Source organism: Erythrobacter aureus (genome assembly GCF_003355455.1).
Taxonomy (GTDB): domain Bacteria; phylum Pseudomonadota; class Alphaproteobacteria; order Sphingomonadales; family Sphingomonadaceae; genus Qipengyuania; species Qipengyuania aurea.
Genome location: NZ_CP031357.1, coordinates 81014 through 97500, shown reverse-complemented (window position 1 = coordinate 97500; position 16487 = coordinate 81014). Strand labels below are relative to the sequence as shown.

The 16487-nt window shown below is 62.1% G+C and carries 17 protein-coding genes, 1 tRNA gene and 2 rRNA genes (1 of these 20 cut by a window edge); 15 read left to right on the top strand and 5 right to left on the bottom strand.

The window, feature by feature from the left end:
• The 3 genes from DVR09_RS00560 to DVR09_RS00550 all read left to right on the top strand — a co-directional run.
• Positions 1-853: ribosomal RNA gene (locus tag DVR09_RS00560) — 23S ribosomal RNA — on the top strand (it extends 1936 nt beyond the left edge of the window).
• Between the two features lie 117 nt (positions 854-970).
• Positions 971-1085 (top strand): 5S ribosomal RNA (gene rrf, locus DVR09_RS00555).
• A gap of 223 nt (positions 1086-1308) precedes the next feature.
• Positions 1309-1385 (top strand) — tRNA-Met (locus DVR09_RS00550).
• A gap of 169 nt (positions 1386-1554) precedes the next feature.
• Here DVR09_RS00550 and DVR09_RS00545 read toward each other — a convergent pair.
• Positions 1555-2430, bottom strand: coding sequence for a LysR family transcriptional regulator (locus tag DVR09_RS00545; RefSeq protein WP_162814797.1), 876 nt, complete (start codon positions 2428-2430; stop codon positions 1555-1557).
• A gap of 98 nt (positions 2431-2528) precedes the next feature.
• On the opposite strand from DVR09_RS00545, the gene DVR09_RS00540 reads away from it, so the two are divergent.
• On the top strand, positions 2529-3299 hold the full coding sequence (locus tag DVR09_RS00540; protein WP_115415213.1) for a hypothetical protein: 771 nt from the start codon (positions 2529-2531) through the stop codon (positions 3297-3299).
• An 80-nt stretch (positions 3300-3379) separates the two neighbouring features.
• On the opposite strand, the gene DVR09_RS00535 is transcribed toward DVR09_RS00540, so the two are convergent.
• The 4 genes from DVR09_RS00535 to DVR09_RS00520 form a co-directional block, all read right to left on the bottom strand.
• Entirely contained in the window at positions 3380-5500 is a 2121-nt protein-coding gene (locus DVR09_RS00535) for a TonB-dependent receptor (protein ID WP_115415212.1), read from the bottom strand.
• Between the two features lie 53 nt (positions 5501-5553).
• Positions 5554-6009 (bottom strand): hypothetical protein, encoded by a 456-nt coding sequence (locus DVR09_RS00530; RefSeq protein ID WP_115415211.1) that lies wholly within the window; start codon positions 6007-6009, stop codon positions 5554-5556.
• Between the two features lie 131 nt (positions 6010-6140).
• A complete protein-coding gene (locus DVR09_RS00525) occupies positions 6141-6479 on the bottom strand; it encodes an ArsR/SmtB family transcription factor (protein WP_174223707.1) in 339 nt (112 codons plus the stop codon).
• Positions 6476-7132 (bottom strand): peroxiredoxin, encoded by a 657-nt coding sequence (locus DVR09_RS00520; protein WP_115415209.1) that lies wholly within the window; start codon positions 7130-7132, stop codon positions 6476-6478. The genes DVR09_RS00525 and DVR09_RS00520 overlap by 4 nt, the downstream gene beginning before the upstream one ends.
• Positions 7133-7205: 73 nt before the next feature.
• On the opposite strand from DVR09_RS00520, the gene DVR09_RS00515 reads away from it, so the two are divergent.
• From DVR09_RS00515 to DVR09_RS00465, 11 genes are all read left to right on the top strand, one after another.
• Positions 7206-8138: an MBL fold metallo-hydrolase gene (locus DVR09_RS00515; protein ID WP_115415208.1), complete on the top strand. Its 933-nt coding sequence runs from the start codon at positions 7206-7208 to the stop codon at positions 8136-8138.
• The gene (locus tag DVR09_RS00510; protein ID WP_115415207.1) at positions 8135-8584 is read left to right on the top strand and encodes a YeeE/YedE family protein; all 450 of its coding nucleotides are present in this window, start codon (positions 8135-8137) and stop codon (positions 8582-8584) included. The genes DVR09_RS00515 and DVR09_RS00510 overlap by 4 nt, the downstream gene beginning before the upstream one ends.
• Positions 8581-9000 (top strand): DUF6691 family protein, encoded by a 420-nt coding sequence (locus DVR09_RS00505; protein WP_115415206.1) that lies wholly within the window; start codon positions 8581-8583, stop codon positions 8998-9000. Before DVR09_RS00510 ends, DVR09_RS00505 begins: the two co-directional genes overlap by 4 nt.
• Positions 8997-9410: a protein tyrosine phosphatase family protein gene (locus tag DVR09_RS00500; RefSeq protein WP_115415205.1), complete on the top strand. Its 414-nt coding sequence runs from the start codon at positions 8997-8999 to the stop codon at positions 9408-9410. The genes DVR09_RS00505 and DVR09_RS00500 overlap by 4 nt, the downstream gene beginning before the upstream one ends.
• Before the next feature lie 43 nt (positions 9411-9453).
• Complete coding sequence (locus tag DVR09_RS00495; RefSeq protein ID WP_234041490.1) at positions 9454-10653, top strand: NAD(P)/FAD-dependent oxidoreductase; 1200 nt, start codon at positions 9454-9456, stop codon at positions 10651-10653.
• Positions 10654-10668: 15 nt separating this feature from the next.
• Positions 10669-12426 carry a SulP family inorganic anion transporter gene (locus tag DVR09_RS00490; RefSeq protein ID WP_115415203.1) on the top strand — a complete coding sequence of 586 codons (1758 nt, stop codon included), beginning with the start codon at positions 10669-10671 and terminating at the stop codon, positions 12424-12426.
• 227 nt (positions 12427-12653) lie between these two features.
• A complete protein-coding gene (locus DVR09_RS00485) occupies positions 12654-13172 on the top strand; it encodes a ferritin-like domain-containing protein (protein WP_234041489.1) in 519 nt (172 codons plus the stop codon).
• Positions 13173-13206: 34 nt separating this feature from the next.
• A complete protein-coding gene (locus DVR09_RS00480) occupies positions 13207-13836 on the top strand; it encodes a peroxiredoxin (protein ID WP_115415202.1) in 630 nt (209 codons plus the stop codon).
• Between the two features lie 77 nt (positions 13837-13913).
• Complete coding sequence (locus tag DVR09_RS00475) at positions 13914-15356, top strand: cytochrome ubiquinol oxidase subunit I (RefSeq protein WP_115415201.1); 1443 nt, start codon at positions 13914-13916, stop codon at positions 15354-15356.
• Positions 15356-16351 carry a cytochrome d ubiquinol oxidase subunit II gene (cydB, locus tag DVR09_RS00470; RefSeq protein ID WP_115415200.1) on the top strand — a complete coding sequence of 332 codons (996 nt, stop codon included), beginning with the start codon at positions 15356-15358 and terminating at the stop codon, positions 16349-16351. The genes DVR09_RS00475 and cydB overlap by 1 nt, the downstream gene beginning before the upstream one ends.
• Complete coding sequence (locus DVR09_RS00465; protein ID WP_115415199.1) at positions 16351-16479, top strand: DUF2474 domain-containing protein; 129 nt, start codon at positions 16351-16353, stop codon at positions 16477-16479. The genes cydB and DVR09_RS00465 overlap by 1 nt, the downstream gene beginning before the upstream one ends.
• Positions 16480-16487: the final 8 nt, after the last annotated feature.

Here is a 16487-nt window from a genome sequence, read left to right as displayed (position 1 = left end):
GATGCGGAGTACCCGCGGTTAGACGGAAAGACCCCGTGCACCTTTACTGCAGCTTCAGAGTGGCATTAGGAAATTACTGTGTAGAATAGGTGGGAGGCTTTGAAACTCGGGCGCCAGTCCGAGGGGAGCCAACCTGTGAAATACCACCCTGTGATTTTCTGATGTCTAACCAGGCACCGTTAGCCGGTGTTGGGACCCTCTGTGGCGGGTAGTTTGACTGGGGCGGTCGCCTCCTAAAGAGTAACGGAGGCGCGCGATGGTAGGCTCAGGACGGTTGGAAACCGTCTGCAAGAGTGCAATGGCATAAGCCTGCCTGACTGCGAGACTGACGAGTCGAGCAGAGACGAAAGTCGGTCATAGTGATCCGGTGGTCCCTCGTGGAAGGGCCATCGCTCAACGGATAAAAGGTACGCCGGGGATAACAGGCTGATGATTCCCAAGAGCTCATATCGACGGAATCGTTTGGCACCTCGATGTCGGCTCATCACATCCTGGGGCTGGAGCAGGTCCCAAGGGTTTGGCTGTTCGCCAATTAAAGTGGTACGTGAGCTGGGTTCAGAACGTCGCGAGACAGTTTGGTCCCTATCTGCCGTGGGCGTCGATTGTTGAAAGGAGTTGCCCCTAGTACGAGAGGACCGGGGTGAACGTGCCTCTGGTGTACCTGTCATCCTGCCAAGGGTGCCGCAGGGTAGCTATGCACGGACGGGATAACCGCTGAAAGCATCTAAGCGGGAAGCCTCCCTTGAGATAAGCAATCTTCGAACCGTCATAGACCATGACGTTGATAGGCCGGGTGTGGAAGCGCAGTAATGCGTGGAGCTAACCGGTCCTAATAGTTCTTTTCGCGCTTGCAGGATCCATACCATCAACGACAGCCCTGAAAGCTGTCCGCGATAAGGAGGAACTCCAGCCGGATAAGCCCTCGAAGGCTCAACAGCATCGATTTAAACCCTGACCGCCCGCTCTATTGCTTGGTGGCTATAGCGTCCGTGACCCACCCGATCCCATCTCGAACTCGGCCGTGAAACCGGACAGCGCCGATGGTACTAGTGCTCAAGCACTGGAAGAGTAGGTCGTCGCCAGGCATTACAGCAGGCGGTCAAGGCATAAACCCATTCACATGTCGAAGGGCTGACCCGAAAGGGCGGCCCTTTTGGCGTCTCTCGAGACGTCGCGCCAAACCGAGCCCGCCAGGGTAAGGCAAGGCCAAGCGGCCGTCCGCGGCGACGCGACCTTCAGGTCGCATGAGCTAGGATAGCCAAGCCGACGGATGTCGGCGCTGGCGCTTGAAGCCAGCAAAAACGGTACCGCGGGGTGGAGCAGTCCGGTAGCTCGTCAGGCTCATAACCTGAAGGTCGTTGGTTCAAATCCAACCCCCGCAACCAAACACAAATCAACACACAACAACAAACCGCAAAACCGAAAACCTAACGAAGCTGATCTAGCTGTAAGTTTTCCCATAGTTCGCGTGATGACGCGAGGGATGGGAGCGTTCCTGTAACTCGATAGGTTCGAACCTGTAGATCGTGCCGAGGCCGACTGGGTGGATGCGGATCATGTCGGGGCGCGCTTGCCTGTCACCAGGTCGGCTTTGGCCGCGAGCGCATCGTAAACAAAATCGGCGACAGCCCGAATTCGTGGCGTATGCCTGAGATCGGGATGCGCAAGCACCCAGATGTCCTGCTGCCTGACTGGCTTCTCCTCGGTCAGTCTCACCAGATTCGGCTCCGGGTCGGCCATGAAACACGCTCCCCGACCCAAGCCGAAGCCTTGGCACAAAGCGCGGTGGCGGGCAGTGATGTCGGCGATCCGAAGCCCGATAGGCGCGTGGGGAAAAGGGGATGTATCCAGCCAGTCGGGCCACATTCCCGGATCGAGGGGCGCGATCCATTGCAGTGATTCTTGCGGGGTTCGTTCCAGATAAGTGCGGTCCGCATAGTAAGTGACGTGTAGCGCGCAAGCCCTGCGCCCGACGAGGTGATCGGGCGGTTTCTGTGCTCCGCGCACCACAATGTCCGCTTCCGACTTGTCGAGATCGACGAACCGTGACGTGGTATCGACCCGCAGGTCGATTGCCGGATGCCGTGCAGCCAGTTCGAATAGATCGTCCAGCAACAGATACTGCGCGATCGCTTCGGGCAGCGATAACGTGACGACGCCCGAAATCGCCTCGCCCGCAGCGTTCTGACGCCGGATCGCTTGGAAGGATAGCTGTTCCATCCGCTCCGCGATCTCCACCAGCTGCTCTCCCAGCGGAGTGGGCAGATACCGGCCCGGCGCCCGATCGAACAGCTTACCGCGACGCGCCTCCAGCCCAGCCAAGCGCCGCGAGACGGTGGTATGCGTTGTGCGCAGCATTTCGGCGGCGCTTCGCATGCTGCCCGATCGCGCCAGCGCCAGCAGAAGGCGGTAGTCGTCCCAATTCTCCATTGGCTCATTTTTGCACCACATATGCGCAAATACTAGCCGAGACCGCCGTGTTACGCCCGATTATGGTGCAAATTGATCGCATCTGCTGGAGAATACCCATGCCATTCCTTGCCCTTTCGAGAAGCGCGGCGTCCGTAGCCGCCCTGTGCCTGACCAGCTCCTTTGTCGCAATGGCACAGCCCGCCGCCGCGCAAGGCGATCCCGCGCCCGTCACAGTCGAGTTGCGCAAGGGCGAGGTGCTGCAGGTGATCGCGCCCGAAGCCCGCGAAGGGGGGCTCGAGGCCCGACGGGACTATTACCGCGATGTCATCCCCATCGCCGAAAATTACGGTTTCAGGCGCCTTGGTCAGCTCGATGTCGAGCAGAAGGTGGTCGGCGAATTCGATCCCGGCGCCTTCATCTTCTTCTCCTGGCCCAGCGCGGCGAATGCACAGGCCTTTCTCGACCGCCCGGATCTGCCCGAGATCCGGGCTCGGCGGTCCGATGGCTGGAGCGAACTCAAGATCTTCGACGATCTCGTGGAGGAAGACACGACATTGATACTCGATCCGAACAAGGATTATTCGATCGTCGTTGCGTGGTTCGATCCCGCAAATCCCGGCGACTACAGGCGCTATCTCGAGGGGATCGAGCCGGCGGTCGAGCGCGAGGGCGGGCGTTTCATCTACAAGATGCGCAACCCCACGCTCGAGACCAACGCGAACGCCGAGGTAGCTCCCGGACAGATCACCTTCGTCGAATGGGCCGACCGCGAGGGTTTTGCCCGCGTCCAGAAAACGCCCGAATATCTCGCCCACCGAAGCTATTTCGCATCGGGTACGACCAGGTTCGAGTTCTATTGGCTCGGCGTGACGGGCCGAGATCGCTGACACCGCTGCAACGAAGTCGGACATTCGCTCGGTAACGACCGGGACAGCCATATCCGGCCGCTCCGGTCGTCACACACGGTTCAAAACTGCGTGGTGAGCCGTACCCAGGCGCCACGGCCGGGGCCTGGCAGACGCTCGCCCAGCGGAACGTCGGATGCGCCGACACGGCTGCGGCCGGCGAGGTGGGGCTGGTACTGCTCGTCGAACAGGTTTTCCACGCCCGCTTCGATCCGCAGATCGGGACCGACCGCATAGCGGGCGAACAGGCCAACGACGGCGTAGCTGTCGCTCGGCTGCTCATCGTTCGATGCCGAGACGCGATCCTGTTTCGCCGCTGCCATGAGCTCCGCTCCGAATGACAGCCGGTCTCCGAGATAGGCTGCAGATAGCAGCAAATTGGCCGGGGCAATTCGATAGAGATCGTCGTCTATGTCGCGGCGCTTGCCCCTGACGAAGCTCGCGACGCCGGAAATCTCGAACCTCTCGACCGGGCGAAAGCTGAAATCGAGATCGGCGCCGTACAATTCGGCGTCCACATTCCCGAAGGTAAGGGGCGTGGGATCGCCATTCATGGCTGCGATCATCTCGACCGGGCTATCGATCACACCGACACTGTCGTCATACGGCACGCCTTGGATGAAGCCGTCGACCCGGCGATAGAACACGCTCGGTCGGAACGAAAATGCACCGGTTTCAAGGTCCAGACCGACTTCGGCGATCCACGCGGTTTCGGGCTCGATGCCCGGATTGCCGACATAGATATTTCCGTCCGCCAAGCCATAGCTAGCCTGTGTCGGCAGCCACCCGAATCGTTCGAGCAGGCTGGGCGCCCGCTCTTTGCGCGCCAGAGTCACACGCGGGGTGACGGCCCCAAGCGGCAGCCAGGTACGCATTACGCCGTCTACCGTGGTGTCCGACGCAGTCCGATCGGCCGCGGCGAAGGCTGCGGCGAGCGCTCGCGGACCCATTGGCACCGCGTTACCAAGCTGCGGCACTCCCGCCGAGTGTCCGGTGCGATCAATCCGGCCGCCCAGCTCGAACTCCACGCCTCCGATATCGCCGCGCCACTGCGCGAATGCGCCAAGCCGCTCGCTTCGGAAGTTGGGCTGCGCTTCGATGAAGAAGGCGGAATTGGTTGGATTGGTGATGTTTACGAACTTGTCGGTCAGTTCCGCATCCGCGCCGATCTGCACGTAATCCCGATCCGTGCCGAAGCGCACCGATCCCTCGGCTGTGGTGGTATCGGCATCGGCAAAGGTTGCGCGGGCGCGCATCGGCGAAGCGGCGGGTTGGCGGATCGTCTGATTGTCCATCAGGTGCCGCACCGCGACATGGCCGAGCCGCAGGTCGAGGTTGACGTTCTCTGCGATTTCGCCGCGAAATCCGCCCTGAACGAAATCGGTATCGAAGAACACTATGTCGAGCGCGAAGGGCGGATTGCCGGTTGGGTCGGTTTCGCTGCGGCGATATTCGATGAAGAGTTCGCCCGGCCCGGCACGGAAGCCGGCATGGGCACCGTAGAGGGTTCGTTCGAAGGAGGAGCCACCGACCGTGCCGTCGGCAAAGCTGTAATCGTCCCCTTCTTCCTTGCTGGCGATCACACCGAAGCGCCAGCGTTCATTGGCAAGGCCGATCAAGCCGCCAAGGGCATAACTGTCATCGGCGCTGCGGTATTGGCTTGCAAACCGCGCCTGGGGGGCAAGCGCCGATCCGCCGGTGAATTGCGTCTCCACCAACCGGGCATCGATCGCGCCGGCCAGCGATGGGCCTTGCGAGACCGGAGCCACACCGCGCGCGATCTCTATCCGGTCGAGGAGTATGGATGGCGCGTAATGCAGCGGCGGGTCCATCGCATTCGGGCCGCCGGTGGCGAAGCGCTGGCCATTTACGCGGCCGAGAACCCGCTGTCCGGAGAGGCCGCGATAGGAAAGCTGGCCGGATAGCGCGCCGTTCCCCACGAGAAAACCGCCCGGCGTCCGTGCCGCAATCGCTGCGGCATCGGGCGGCAGGGCGACTTGCTGGGGCGGTGCGACGACGTCTTCCGTCTCGCCATTGCGGCGCGGTGCTGTAACCGTAATCGTGTCGGTCAGAACCGGATCGGCGCCATCGGCGGCGTTCTCGTTCTCGGCCGAGACGGAATGGGTGGGAAACAGGGCGCAGGATGCGAGCAAGCTCGCCCTGCAAAGGGCGTTCAAAAACATGGTGATCTCGTTTGTTTGGTGTGCACGCGGGCGCGCCGCGGCATGCTGCCGGGCTACGCGCGAAAAATTGTAACCGGGTCAGGAATCCGTGGCGGCGCGCGCAGCGGCGGTCGCAAATGGCGGACCGGAGCAAGGGCGAGGGGCGGGAGATGACGAGTATCCGGCCCGATGCCGCCTGGTGCACTTGCGAACTCCGCCGGTTTTTCCGGAAGCATTCCGGTGAAGGCCAGGGCGGAGAATGCACAGTCGGCCTTGGAGGCCGTTGAAGCCGGTTGCTCGTCATCTAGGGGCGGCGTGTGGTGCCCCATCGCGGCATGATCGAGCGCATTGGGGGCCGCCGGTTCGTGAATTTTGGCGGATGCGAGCGCGCGGTAGAGCGCGTTCGTTTCCGGGCAGGGATCGATAGTGACGAAATGCGTCGTCGAGGGCGCGACCATATGGCCCGCCGGGACGATCGCATTCATCCCCAGCGCGGCCAGAAGCAGCGCGAGAAAGATGCCGGGGCGCATGACGGAGGTGCGACGAATGCGCGTCAGGAGAGAGAGGGGCGGCAACACGGGAGGGTATCGTCTATCCTGCGCGGTCTCGATCAAGATATATCGGGCATCTTCGCGCTGCCGCCCATATCGCTAGAACCCTTTCACGACAACCGCGCGAAATTCGCTACTCCGGGCGATGGTGTGCGGACATGCGGGCGCTTTGCCGATGCGGCCATGTCGGTTCCGGAAATCGATGCACCAAGTTGCGAGAGGCGGTCCTCGTTCAGGCTGTAATAGACCAGCTTGGCATCCTTGCGGGTTTCGACGAGCTCCGCTTTGCGCAAGACGCCGAGCTGCTGCGAAAGCGCAGGCTGGCCGATGCCGGACGCCTTCTCGATTTCGCCGACATTGAGTTCCCCGGCTCTCAATATCTGGACGACCCGGAACCGTAGCGGATGGGCGATGGCCTTCAGTTCCTCGATAGGTGCCTCGTCCATCATTTGCGCTTGCCCCTGCTGGCTTCACGCAGGAACCATGCGGTTTGATCCTTTGCCGCGAAGACCTCGTCCAGATTCTGGGTCGGCGGCGTGAGCAGAGGCTCGCCCAGGGTCCAATTGGCAGGCGCAAGCGCATTTTCCGCATCGATCGCCTGAAGTCCATCGAGCATGCGCAGCATTTCCGGAATTGAGCGGCCCATATTGGCCGGATAGCAGGTCATCGCCCGGATGACGCCGGTGGGATCGATGAAATAGGTCGATCGCACCGTCGCGCTGTCGCTATCCTGCGGCGAGACCATTCCGTAGGCTTCGCCGATCACCAGCGTAGGGTCCTCCACGATGGGAAACCGTATTTCGACATCGAAGCGGTCGCGGATCATGCGCAGCCAGGCGAAGTGCGAAAACAGGCTGTCGACGGAAAGCGCCATGAGCGCGCAATCGCGTTTCTCGAAATCGTCGGCCTGCCGGGCGAGCGCGACGAATTCGGTCGTGCAGACCGGCGTGAAATCCGCAGGGTGCGAAAACAGGATCAGCCATCGCTTCCTGAAGTTGGTCAGCTTGACCGGTCCTATCGTGCTCCGCGCCTCGAAATCGGGTGCGGTGTCGCCGATTCTCAGGCCCCGGGGAGCGCCTTCGTACTTTTCGCCCATATCCATCGCCAGACCCTTAGCACTTGACACACAGAAAGCAATACATATACACACTTTACGTAATCAAAGGAGTTTTGACATGGTTGGGCATGACGTGGCGTTGCAGGCGGCGGCGGAGCAGATCGGGCGCGCTCAGGATGAAAAGGCCCTGCGGCCCTCAATCGCGGGCTTTTTCGACGAAGCGACGAATACGGTCAGCTACGTGGTGCATGATCCCGCCACGTGCGAGGCTGCGATCATCGATTCGGTGCTCGATTACGAGGCTGCTGCCGGACGCACGTCATACGGGTCTGCGGACCGGATCGTCGAATACGTCAATTCCCATAATCTGAAAGTGACGTGGCTGATCGAAACGCATGCCCATGCCGATCATATTTCGGCTGCGCCCTATCTGCAGGAAAAGCTGGGCGGTAAGCTGGCTATCGGCGCCGAGATCATCCGGGTGCAGGAAGTGTTCGGCAAGCTTTTCAATGCCGGAACAGATTTCGAACGCGACGGATCGCAATTCGATCACCTCTTTACCGACGGGGAAAAATTCAATCTCGGCGAAATCGAGGGCATCGCTCTCCACGTGCCGGGGCACACGCCCGCGGACATGGCCTTCATTATCGGTGACGCGGCGTTCGTCGGCGATACGATCTTCATGCCGGATTTCGGGACCGCGCGGGCGGATTTTCCCGGCGGCGATGCACGCGAATTGTTCCGTTCGATCCGGCGGCTGCTCTCGCTTCCGGAAGATACGCGCCTGTTCCTGTGCCACGATTACAAGGCGCCGGGGCGCGATGAATATGCCTGGGAGACGACCGTCGGCCAGCAGCGCCGCGAAAACGTCCATGTAAAGGACGGCGTGAGCGAGGACGAGTTCGTCGAGATGCGTACCACGCGTGACAAGACGCTGGCGATGCCCAACCTCATCATGCCGTCGGTGCAGGTGAATATTCGCGGCGGGCGCCTGCCCGAGCCCGAGGATAATGGCGTCAGCTACATCAAGATCCCGGTGAACGCGGTATGATGCTGCCCGGTTTTCCCGAAGCGGCGCCGCTTGCGGGCTTGGTCGGCGGCATAGTGATCGGACTGGCAGCGGCGCTGATGTTGCTTGGCGCAGGCCGCATTGCCGGCGTGTCCGGCATAGCTGCGCGCGCGACCGGCATCGGCGACAGCGGCATGTCCAGATCGAGCGCCTGGATGTTCCTGATCGGCTTGCCGCTGGGGGCGCTGGTCGTTGCCATGGCAACGGGGGGGATCGATGCCAGCTTCGCCAGCCCTCTCTATCTCGCTGTCGCAGGGCTCGTGGTGGGCGTGGGGACGCGCCTTGGCAGCGGCTGCACCAGTGGCCACGGCGTCTGCGGTGTCAGCCGCTTCTCGCAGCGCTCGGTCGTCGCGACGCTCACCTTTATGGCTTTCGGCATTGCCACGGTCGCGGTGATGAACATGGCGGGACTGGAGGTGCTGCCATGATCCGGCGTCTGCTCCCCCCGCTGCTCTCGGGAACGCTGTTCGGGGCAGGCCTTGCACTGGGCGGAATGACCAATCCCGCCCGGGTGCGCGGCTTCCTCGACCTGTTCGGCGATTGGGATCCCACGCTCGCTTTCGTGATGGGCGGTGCGGTGATCGTCATGGCCATCGCCTGGCGCTTCCAACCACGCATGGCGCACCCATTCTTCGCGGAAAAATTCGCCCTGCCGGACCGCAGCGACCTGACCGCGCGCCTGATCGGCGGATCGGCGCTGTTCGGGATCGGCTGGGGTATCGCGGGCCTGTGCCCCGGGCCGGGTGTCGCGGCGCTCGTGATCGAGCCTGCGTCGGCGGCGATCTTCGTGGTCGCCATGCTTGCGGGCATGTTCCTGGTGCGCCTGATGGAAGGGAATGGATGATGGATATTCGAGAAGTTTCGCCAGGCTTCGCCGTGGCGCCGCAAATTCAACTCGCGGATATGCACGCCTTGAAAGAACGTGGATTCGCCACTCTGATCTGTAACCGGCCCGATGGCGAGGAAGAGACGCAGCCAAGCGTCGATGCAATGCGCGAAGCCGCGCAGGCGGCGGGAATCGCATTCCACCATATTCCGGTTTCGGGCGGCGCGTTTCCCGATGCGGCAGTCGCGGCCTTTCGCGCGGTTCGGCGCGGGACCGATGGGCCTGTGCTTGCCTATTGCCGTACCGGCACGCGCTCGATCACGCTCGAGACGCTGGCCAACCCGGATGGCATCGACCGCGACAAGCGGCTGAAGCGCGCCGCCTCCGCCGGGTACGACCTCGGCACTCTACGCGACACGCTCGGCTGACGCATTCGGGAGAAGACAGATTTCCAAATCGCATACAGTCGTCGTGATCGGCGGGGGCGCGGCAGGCATCGCGACGGCCGCCTCGCTGCTCAAACGCCGCCCCGGTCTCGACATCGCGATTGTCGAGCCGGCCGATACCCATGCCTATCAACCGGGCTGGACGATGGTTGGCGGCGGGATCTTCGAACCCGAAGTCACGCGGCGACCGATGGCCAGCGTGATGCCGCGCGGCGTCGAATGGATCAGGGCGGCGGCCAAATCCTTCCAGCCGGACGATAATCAGGTGACGCTCGAGGACGGCTCCACCCTGCGCTACGAGGTCCTTGTCGTCGCCCCAGGTATCCGGCTGGCTTGGGAGAAGATTTCCGGTCTCGAGGACACGCTGGGCAAGAACGGCGTCACCTCCAACTACCGGTACGATCTGGCTCCCTATACGTGGGAACTGGTTCAGAGCATCACCTCGGGCCGGGCCATCTTCACGCAGCCACCCATGCCGATCAAATGCGCCGGTGCGCCGCAGAAGGCGATGTATCTATCCTGCGACCATTGGCGCCGTGAAGGCATGCTCGACCGGATCGATGTCGAATTCTGCAATGCGGGCGGGGTGCTGTTCGGCGTTCCCGATTATGTTCCCGCGCTGATGAGCTATGTCGAGAAATACGATATCGGGCTCCGGCTGGGCCACAATCTGGTGTCCGTCGACGGCCCGGCGCAGCAGGCCGTTTTCAAGACCGAAGACGGCGAGGTGACTCGCGATTTCGATATGCTTCATGTCGTTCCGCCACAGGTTGCGCCCCAGTTCCTTGCCGACAGCCCCCTGGCGGCCGAAAGCGGCTTTACCGACGTCGATCAGCATACCTTGCGCCATAACCGCTACGACAATGTCTTCGGACTTGGCGATGGTGGATCGATGCCCAATGCCAAAACGGCGGCAGCGGCGCGAAAACAGGCGCCGGTCGTCGCGGTGAATGTGCTGCAACAGCTTGCCGGGCGGGGGCCGAAGGCGGGATATGATGGCTATGGATCCTGCCCGCTGACGGTCGAGCGCGGGAAAATCGTCCTCGCCGAATTCGCCTATGGCGGCAAGCTTGCCCCAAGCTTCCCGACCTGGCTGATCGATGGAACCAAGGCGCAGCGCCTGTCCTGGATGCTCAAGGCCGATGCACTGCCCTGGATCTATTGGAACGGCATGCTCAAGGGGCGCGAATGGCTTGCCGGTCCCGGCAATATGATCGCGCAGTAGGAAAGGACGCTTCCGGTGTTTTCGCGCTACCTGCCGATCCTCGAATGGGGCCGGACATACAACCGGAACGTCCTGACGGACGATCTGATGGCGGCCGTGATCGTCACCATCATGCTGATCCCGCAAAGCCTGGCCTATGCGCTGCTGGCGGGCCTGCCGCCGGTGGTGGGGCTCTATGCCTCGATCCTGCCGCTGGTGCTTTATGCCGTGTTCGGGACCAGCCGCACGCTGGCGGTGGGGCCGGTGGCCGTGATCTCGCTGATGACCGCGTCGGCCGCGGGTGCGATCGCGGAACAAGGCACAGCGCAATATCTGGAGGCGGCGATCACGCTCGCCATGCTTTCGGGGGTGATGCTGGCGATCCTCGGTATTCTGAGGGCGGGCTTTCTCGCCAACCTCCTCTCGCATCCGGTAATCAGCGGGTTTATAACCGCATCCGGCATTCTCATCGCGACCAGTCAGCTCAAGCACATTCTCGGGGTGACAGCGGGAGGCGACAACTGGCCGGACATGCTCGGCTCGCTTGCGGCATCCATAGATGAGACGAATGGCTGGACGCTGGCCATCGGCATCCCGGCGACCATGTTCCTGTTCTGGGTTCGCAAGGGCGCCAAGCCGGCGCTGCAGAAAGTGGGCCTGCCTGAACGGGCGGCGGATATGACGGCCAAAGCCGGCCCGGTGGTTGCGGTCGCGCTGACGATTCTGGCCGCGATCGCTTTCGATCTGCAAGATAAGGGCGTCAACATTGTCGGCGCGATCCCACAGGGCCTGCCACCCTTCGCAGTGCCATCGACCGACCTGGCGCTGATCGAGCAATTGTGGGTCCCCGCGCTGCTGATTTCGATCATCGGCTTCGTCGAAAGCGTTTCGGTAGCGCAGACGCTGGCCGCCAAGCGCCGCCAGCGCATTTCACCGGATCAGGAACTGATCGGCCTGGGTGCGGCCAATGTCGCCAGCGCGTTTTCCGGTGGCTATCCGGTGACGGGCGGTTTCGCCCGCTCCGCAGTCAATTTCGATGCCGGTGCGCAAACCCCTGCCGCGGGCGCCTATACCGCTGTGGGCATTGCGCTCGCCACGCTGTTCCTCACGCCGCTGTTGTTTAGCCTGCCTATCGCCACGCTGGCGGCAACCATCATCGTTGCCGTGCTCAGCCTGGTCGACCTCAAGACACCCGGCCGCCTGTGGCGCTATTCGAAAGCGGATTTCGCCGCGCATATCGCCACGATCGCCATTACGTTGATCGCCGGTGTCGAGATGGGCGTGATCGCGGGCGTGGTCGTGGGGCTGCTGCTGTATCTCTGGCGCGCCAGCCGCCCGCACGCCGCAATCGTCGGGCGGGTTCCGGAGACCGAGCATTTCCGCAATGTCGAGCGGCACGAGGTCTTCACCGTGCCGCATGTGCTCTCGATCCGTATCGATGAGGCGCTGACCTATCTCAATGCCCGCTGGCTGGAGGAATACGTCCTCGAGGAAGTGGCCGAGCGGCCCGCCGTGCGTCACGTGATCCTGATGTGCAGCGCGGTCAATGCCATCGATGCCTCGGGCCTGGAAAGCCTGGAAGCAATCAACCACCGGCTGGGCGATGGCGGCATCGGTCTCCACCTGTCGGAGGTGAAGGGGCCGGTGATGGACCGGCTGCAGCGGTCGCATTTCCTCGAAGAGCTGAACGGCCAAGTCTTCCTTTCCCAATCGCGCGCTTTCGAAAAATTGGCATCCGACGATGGTGCACCGCCCGAACCGCACGATCACTATCTGGCGCGCGGCCTTATCTGACCGAACGTGCTCCGGTCCGGGGAAGAACGTTGGTGACGCAACCCAGCACCAAAGTTCATTTATGGAAAAATCGTATTTGAGAGGGGCGAGAACCCCTCCGGAAGCTCGTGAAAAGGCGAGTTGCGCGCCACTCATCACCGATTGCAAATTCGATTACATTAAATGATAAATAAACCTTCTCGGCAAGGTGTGGGTGAGGTAAGGCTATGCAGCGAAAGGAGGCCGATATGTCCGGTTCCAGTTACCTTCTGCCGATCCTGATGTCTGGCCTCGCGATGGTCTTCGGCGGCACGCTTGTGAATGCCTCGGACACCACCGATGCCGACGCCAAGGCACTGCATATGGCGCTCGACGATGAATATCGGGCCGAAGCGACCTATGCTGCGGTCATCGAAGCCTTTGGCGAAGTGCGTCCCTTTATCAGGATCATCGACGCGGAACGGCGCCACGCTGCCCGGGTGAAGGCGGAAATGGACCGGCTCGGTATCGGCTATGATCCGGCCAATCCCTATCTCGGCTCGATCCCGGCACCGCCGACATTGCTGGCGGCCTGCGAGCAGGGCGTTTCTGCCGAGATCGAGAATATCGCGCTTTACGACCGCCTACTCCCGACCATTCGGGACCAAGGAGTGCGAGCGGTCCTGAGCAATCTTCAGCGGGCATCTCGCGAACGTCACCTTCCCGCTTTCGAGCGTTGTGTCGCCCGCGGTGGGCAGGCCGGGCGAGGCCCCGGCCGCCGTCGCTAGAGCCCTGTTCCTGTTACCAGAGAGGACTTTTCCCATGTCTCTTCACATTGGCGATACCGCGCCGAACTTTACCGCAGCCACCACCGCTGGCGAGATCGAGCTGCATAGCTGGTCGGGCGATAGCTGGGTGTTCTTCTTCAGCCACCCCGCAGATTTCACCCCCGTCTGCACCACGGAAATGGGCATGACCGCTAAGCTTGCCGAGAAATTCGAACAGCGCAACGTGAAGCCTCTCGGACTGTCGACCGATACGGTCGAGGAGCATTGCAAGTGGGTAAAGGACGTCGACGAAACCCAGGGCGTAACGCTTCGTTTCCCGATCGTTGCCGATCCCGATCTGAAGATCGCCCGGCTTTACGACATGATTCATCCGGACGAGAGCGAGACGGCTGCTGTTCGCTCCGTCTTCATCATCGATCCGCAGAACAAGATCCGTCTGACGATGACCTATCCGATGAGCGTCGGGCGCAATTTCGATGAGATCCTGCGGGTCGTCGACAGCCTCCAGACCGGTGATCGGGCGGGGATCGCCACGCCCGCCAACTGGAAGCCCGGCGAGGACGTGATCATCCCGCCTTCGGTCAGCGATGAAGAGGCGCGCGAGAAATTCCCGCAAGGGTTCGAGACGATCAAACCCTATCTGCGCACCACGAAGCTAGGGTGAGGGCCGCAGGGACGCGTCCCCTTGCCCCGCCTCGGGGGCGCGCCCTAGACCCATGCACAGACTGACAAGGTAGGCCCATGTTCGAACAGTTCGACGCCCTCTTGCTCGCACGCATACAGTTCGCCTTCACGGTGAGCTTCCACTTCTTTTTTCCGGCCTTCACGATCGGGCTTGCGAGCTTTCTGATGGTTCTCGAGGGGCTGTGGCTCAAGACCGGCAGGCAGCTTTATCTGGACCTGTTCAAATACTGGGTGAAGATCTTCGCCATCGTATTCGCGATGGGCGTCGTGTCCGGCATCGTCATGAGCTATCAGTTCGGCACCAACTGGGCCGTATTCTCGGACGTTGCCGGGCCGGTGATCGGGCCGCTGATGGCCTATGAAGTGCTGACCGCCTTTTTCCTCGAAGCGGGGTTCCTCGGGGTGATGCTGTTCGGCATGAACAAGGTCGGCAAGAAGCTGCATTTCTTCGCGACCTGCATGGTGGCCTTGGGCACCTTCGTATCCGCCTTCTGGATCCTGTCAGTGAATAGCTGGATGCAGACGCCCACAGGCTTCGAAATGGCTGCCAACGGGCAGATTCTCCCGGGCGAAAGCTGGTGGGACATCGTGTTCAATCCGAGCTTTCCCTATCGCCTGGTCCATACGGTCATGGCCGCTTATCTGACCACTGCCTTCGTGGTGGGCGGGGTGGGGGCGTGGCACCTGCTCAAGGACCGGACCAACCTCCATGCGCGCAAGATGTTCTCGATGGCGATGTGGATGGCCGCGATCGTCACGCCGCTCCAAATCTTCGCGGGCGATCTGCATGGTCTCAACACGCTGGAACACCAGCCGCAGAAGGTAATGGCGATGGAGGGGCATTTCGACAGCCACCCCGATGGTGCGCCGCTGATCCTGTTCGGGATACCGAATAGCGCGGAAAAGCGGGTCGATTACGCGATCGAAATCCCCAAGGCTTCTTCGCTCATTCTCAAGCACGATGCCGATGCGCCGCTGGCCGGGCTCGATACCGTACCCGACGACGAAGAACCGCCCGTAGGGATGGTCTTCTGGTCGTTCCGTATAATGGTCGGCCTCGGTTTTGCCATGCTCGGAATCGGTCTGTGGAGCCTCTACGCACGATGGCGAAAGAACCTTTACGATTGGCCGTTGCTGCACAAGGCGGCGGTCGTCATGGGGCCGTCGGGCTTCATCGCCGTGCTGGCGGGCTGGATAACCACCGAAGTCGGACGTCAACCTTACGTCGTTTACGGCTTGCTAAGGACCGCCGACGCGGCAAGCCCGCTCGACGCGCCCGCCGTAGCGGTTTCCCTGCTGGCATTCATTGTCGTCTATTTCGCCGTCTTCGGCATCGGCATTTGGTATATCCTGCGCTTGATGAGCCATGCACCGCATGTCGGCGAACTGGGGGCGAAGCGCGGCGATACGGGGCCGATCCGCACTGCCGGTATCACACCCGGCCCCACCCAGAACCCGGGCCATGATGAACCGCTGCCGACCGAGAAGGAGGAGGGATAATGGACCTCACCGTCATCTGGGCCTTTATCATCGCCTTTGCCGTCTTCGCCTATGTGGTGATGGACGGGTTCGACCTGGGCATCGGCATTCTCTTCCCGACCTTCGATGTGGGCCGCGAACGCGACCGAGCGATGAATTCGATCGCGCCCGTATGGGACGGCAACGAAACCTGGCTCGTGCTTGGCGGAGGCGGGCTGTTCGCGGCCTTCCCGCTTGCCTATGCCGTGATTCTGCCCGCGACCTACCCGCTGATCATCGCAATGCTGCTGGGGCTGGTCTTCCGCGGCGTGGCCTTCGAATATCGCTGGCGCGATCCGGGGCACAGGCGTTTGTGGGATGCCGCCTTCACCGGCGGTTCGCTGGTGGCAGCCATGGCTCAGGGCATGACTCTGGGCGCATTGCTGCAGGGTATAGAAGTGATCGACCGCGCCTATGCCGGAAGCTGGTTCGACTGGCTGACACCCTACACATTGCTGTGCGGTCTCGGCGTCGTCGCCGGCTATGCATTGCTCGGCAGCACCTGGCTGATTTGGAAGCTCGACGGGCCGGGCCAGGCACACGCCCGCAAGCTCGCTTTGCGTTCGGCTCTTGCAACCATCGTGCTGATGGGGGCGGTCAGCCTTTATAACGTGTTCCTCAACGCCGAATATGCCGAACGCTGGCTGACGGCGCCGGAAATCTACTTTGCCGCGCCCGTCCCGATCCTGACCGCCATCGTCGCGCTGTCGATGATCCAGGCCATCCGCAAGGCCCGGAACAGCAAGCCATTCTGGCTTTCCATCGCGCTGTTTTTCTTCGGAATGGCCGGGCTGGGCGTGACGATGTGGCCCTATGTGGTGCCGCCCGGCGTGACCATCTGGGATGCCGCCGCACCCGAGCGGAGCCAGGTCTTCATGCTGATCGGGGTGGCCATCACCTTGCCGCTCATCATTGCCTATACGGCCTGGGCCTATTGGGTCTTTCGCGGCAAGGTCGCCGACGAGGGGTATCATTGATGGCCTGGCTGCCGGAACGCGAACCGCCCCTGTGGCGGCGCCTGGCCTGGATGGCGGCGATCTGGCTGGCAAGCGTCGCAGTGCTGGGAGCTGTCGCTTGGATTATCAGGCTGTGGCTGGCCCCGTGACGCAGGCC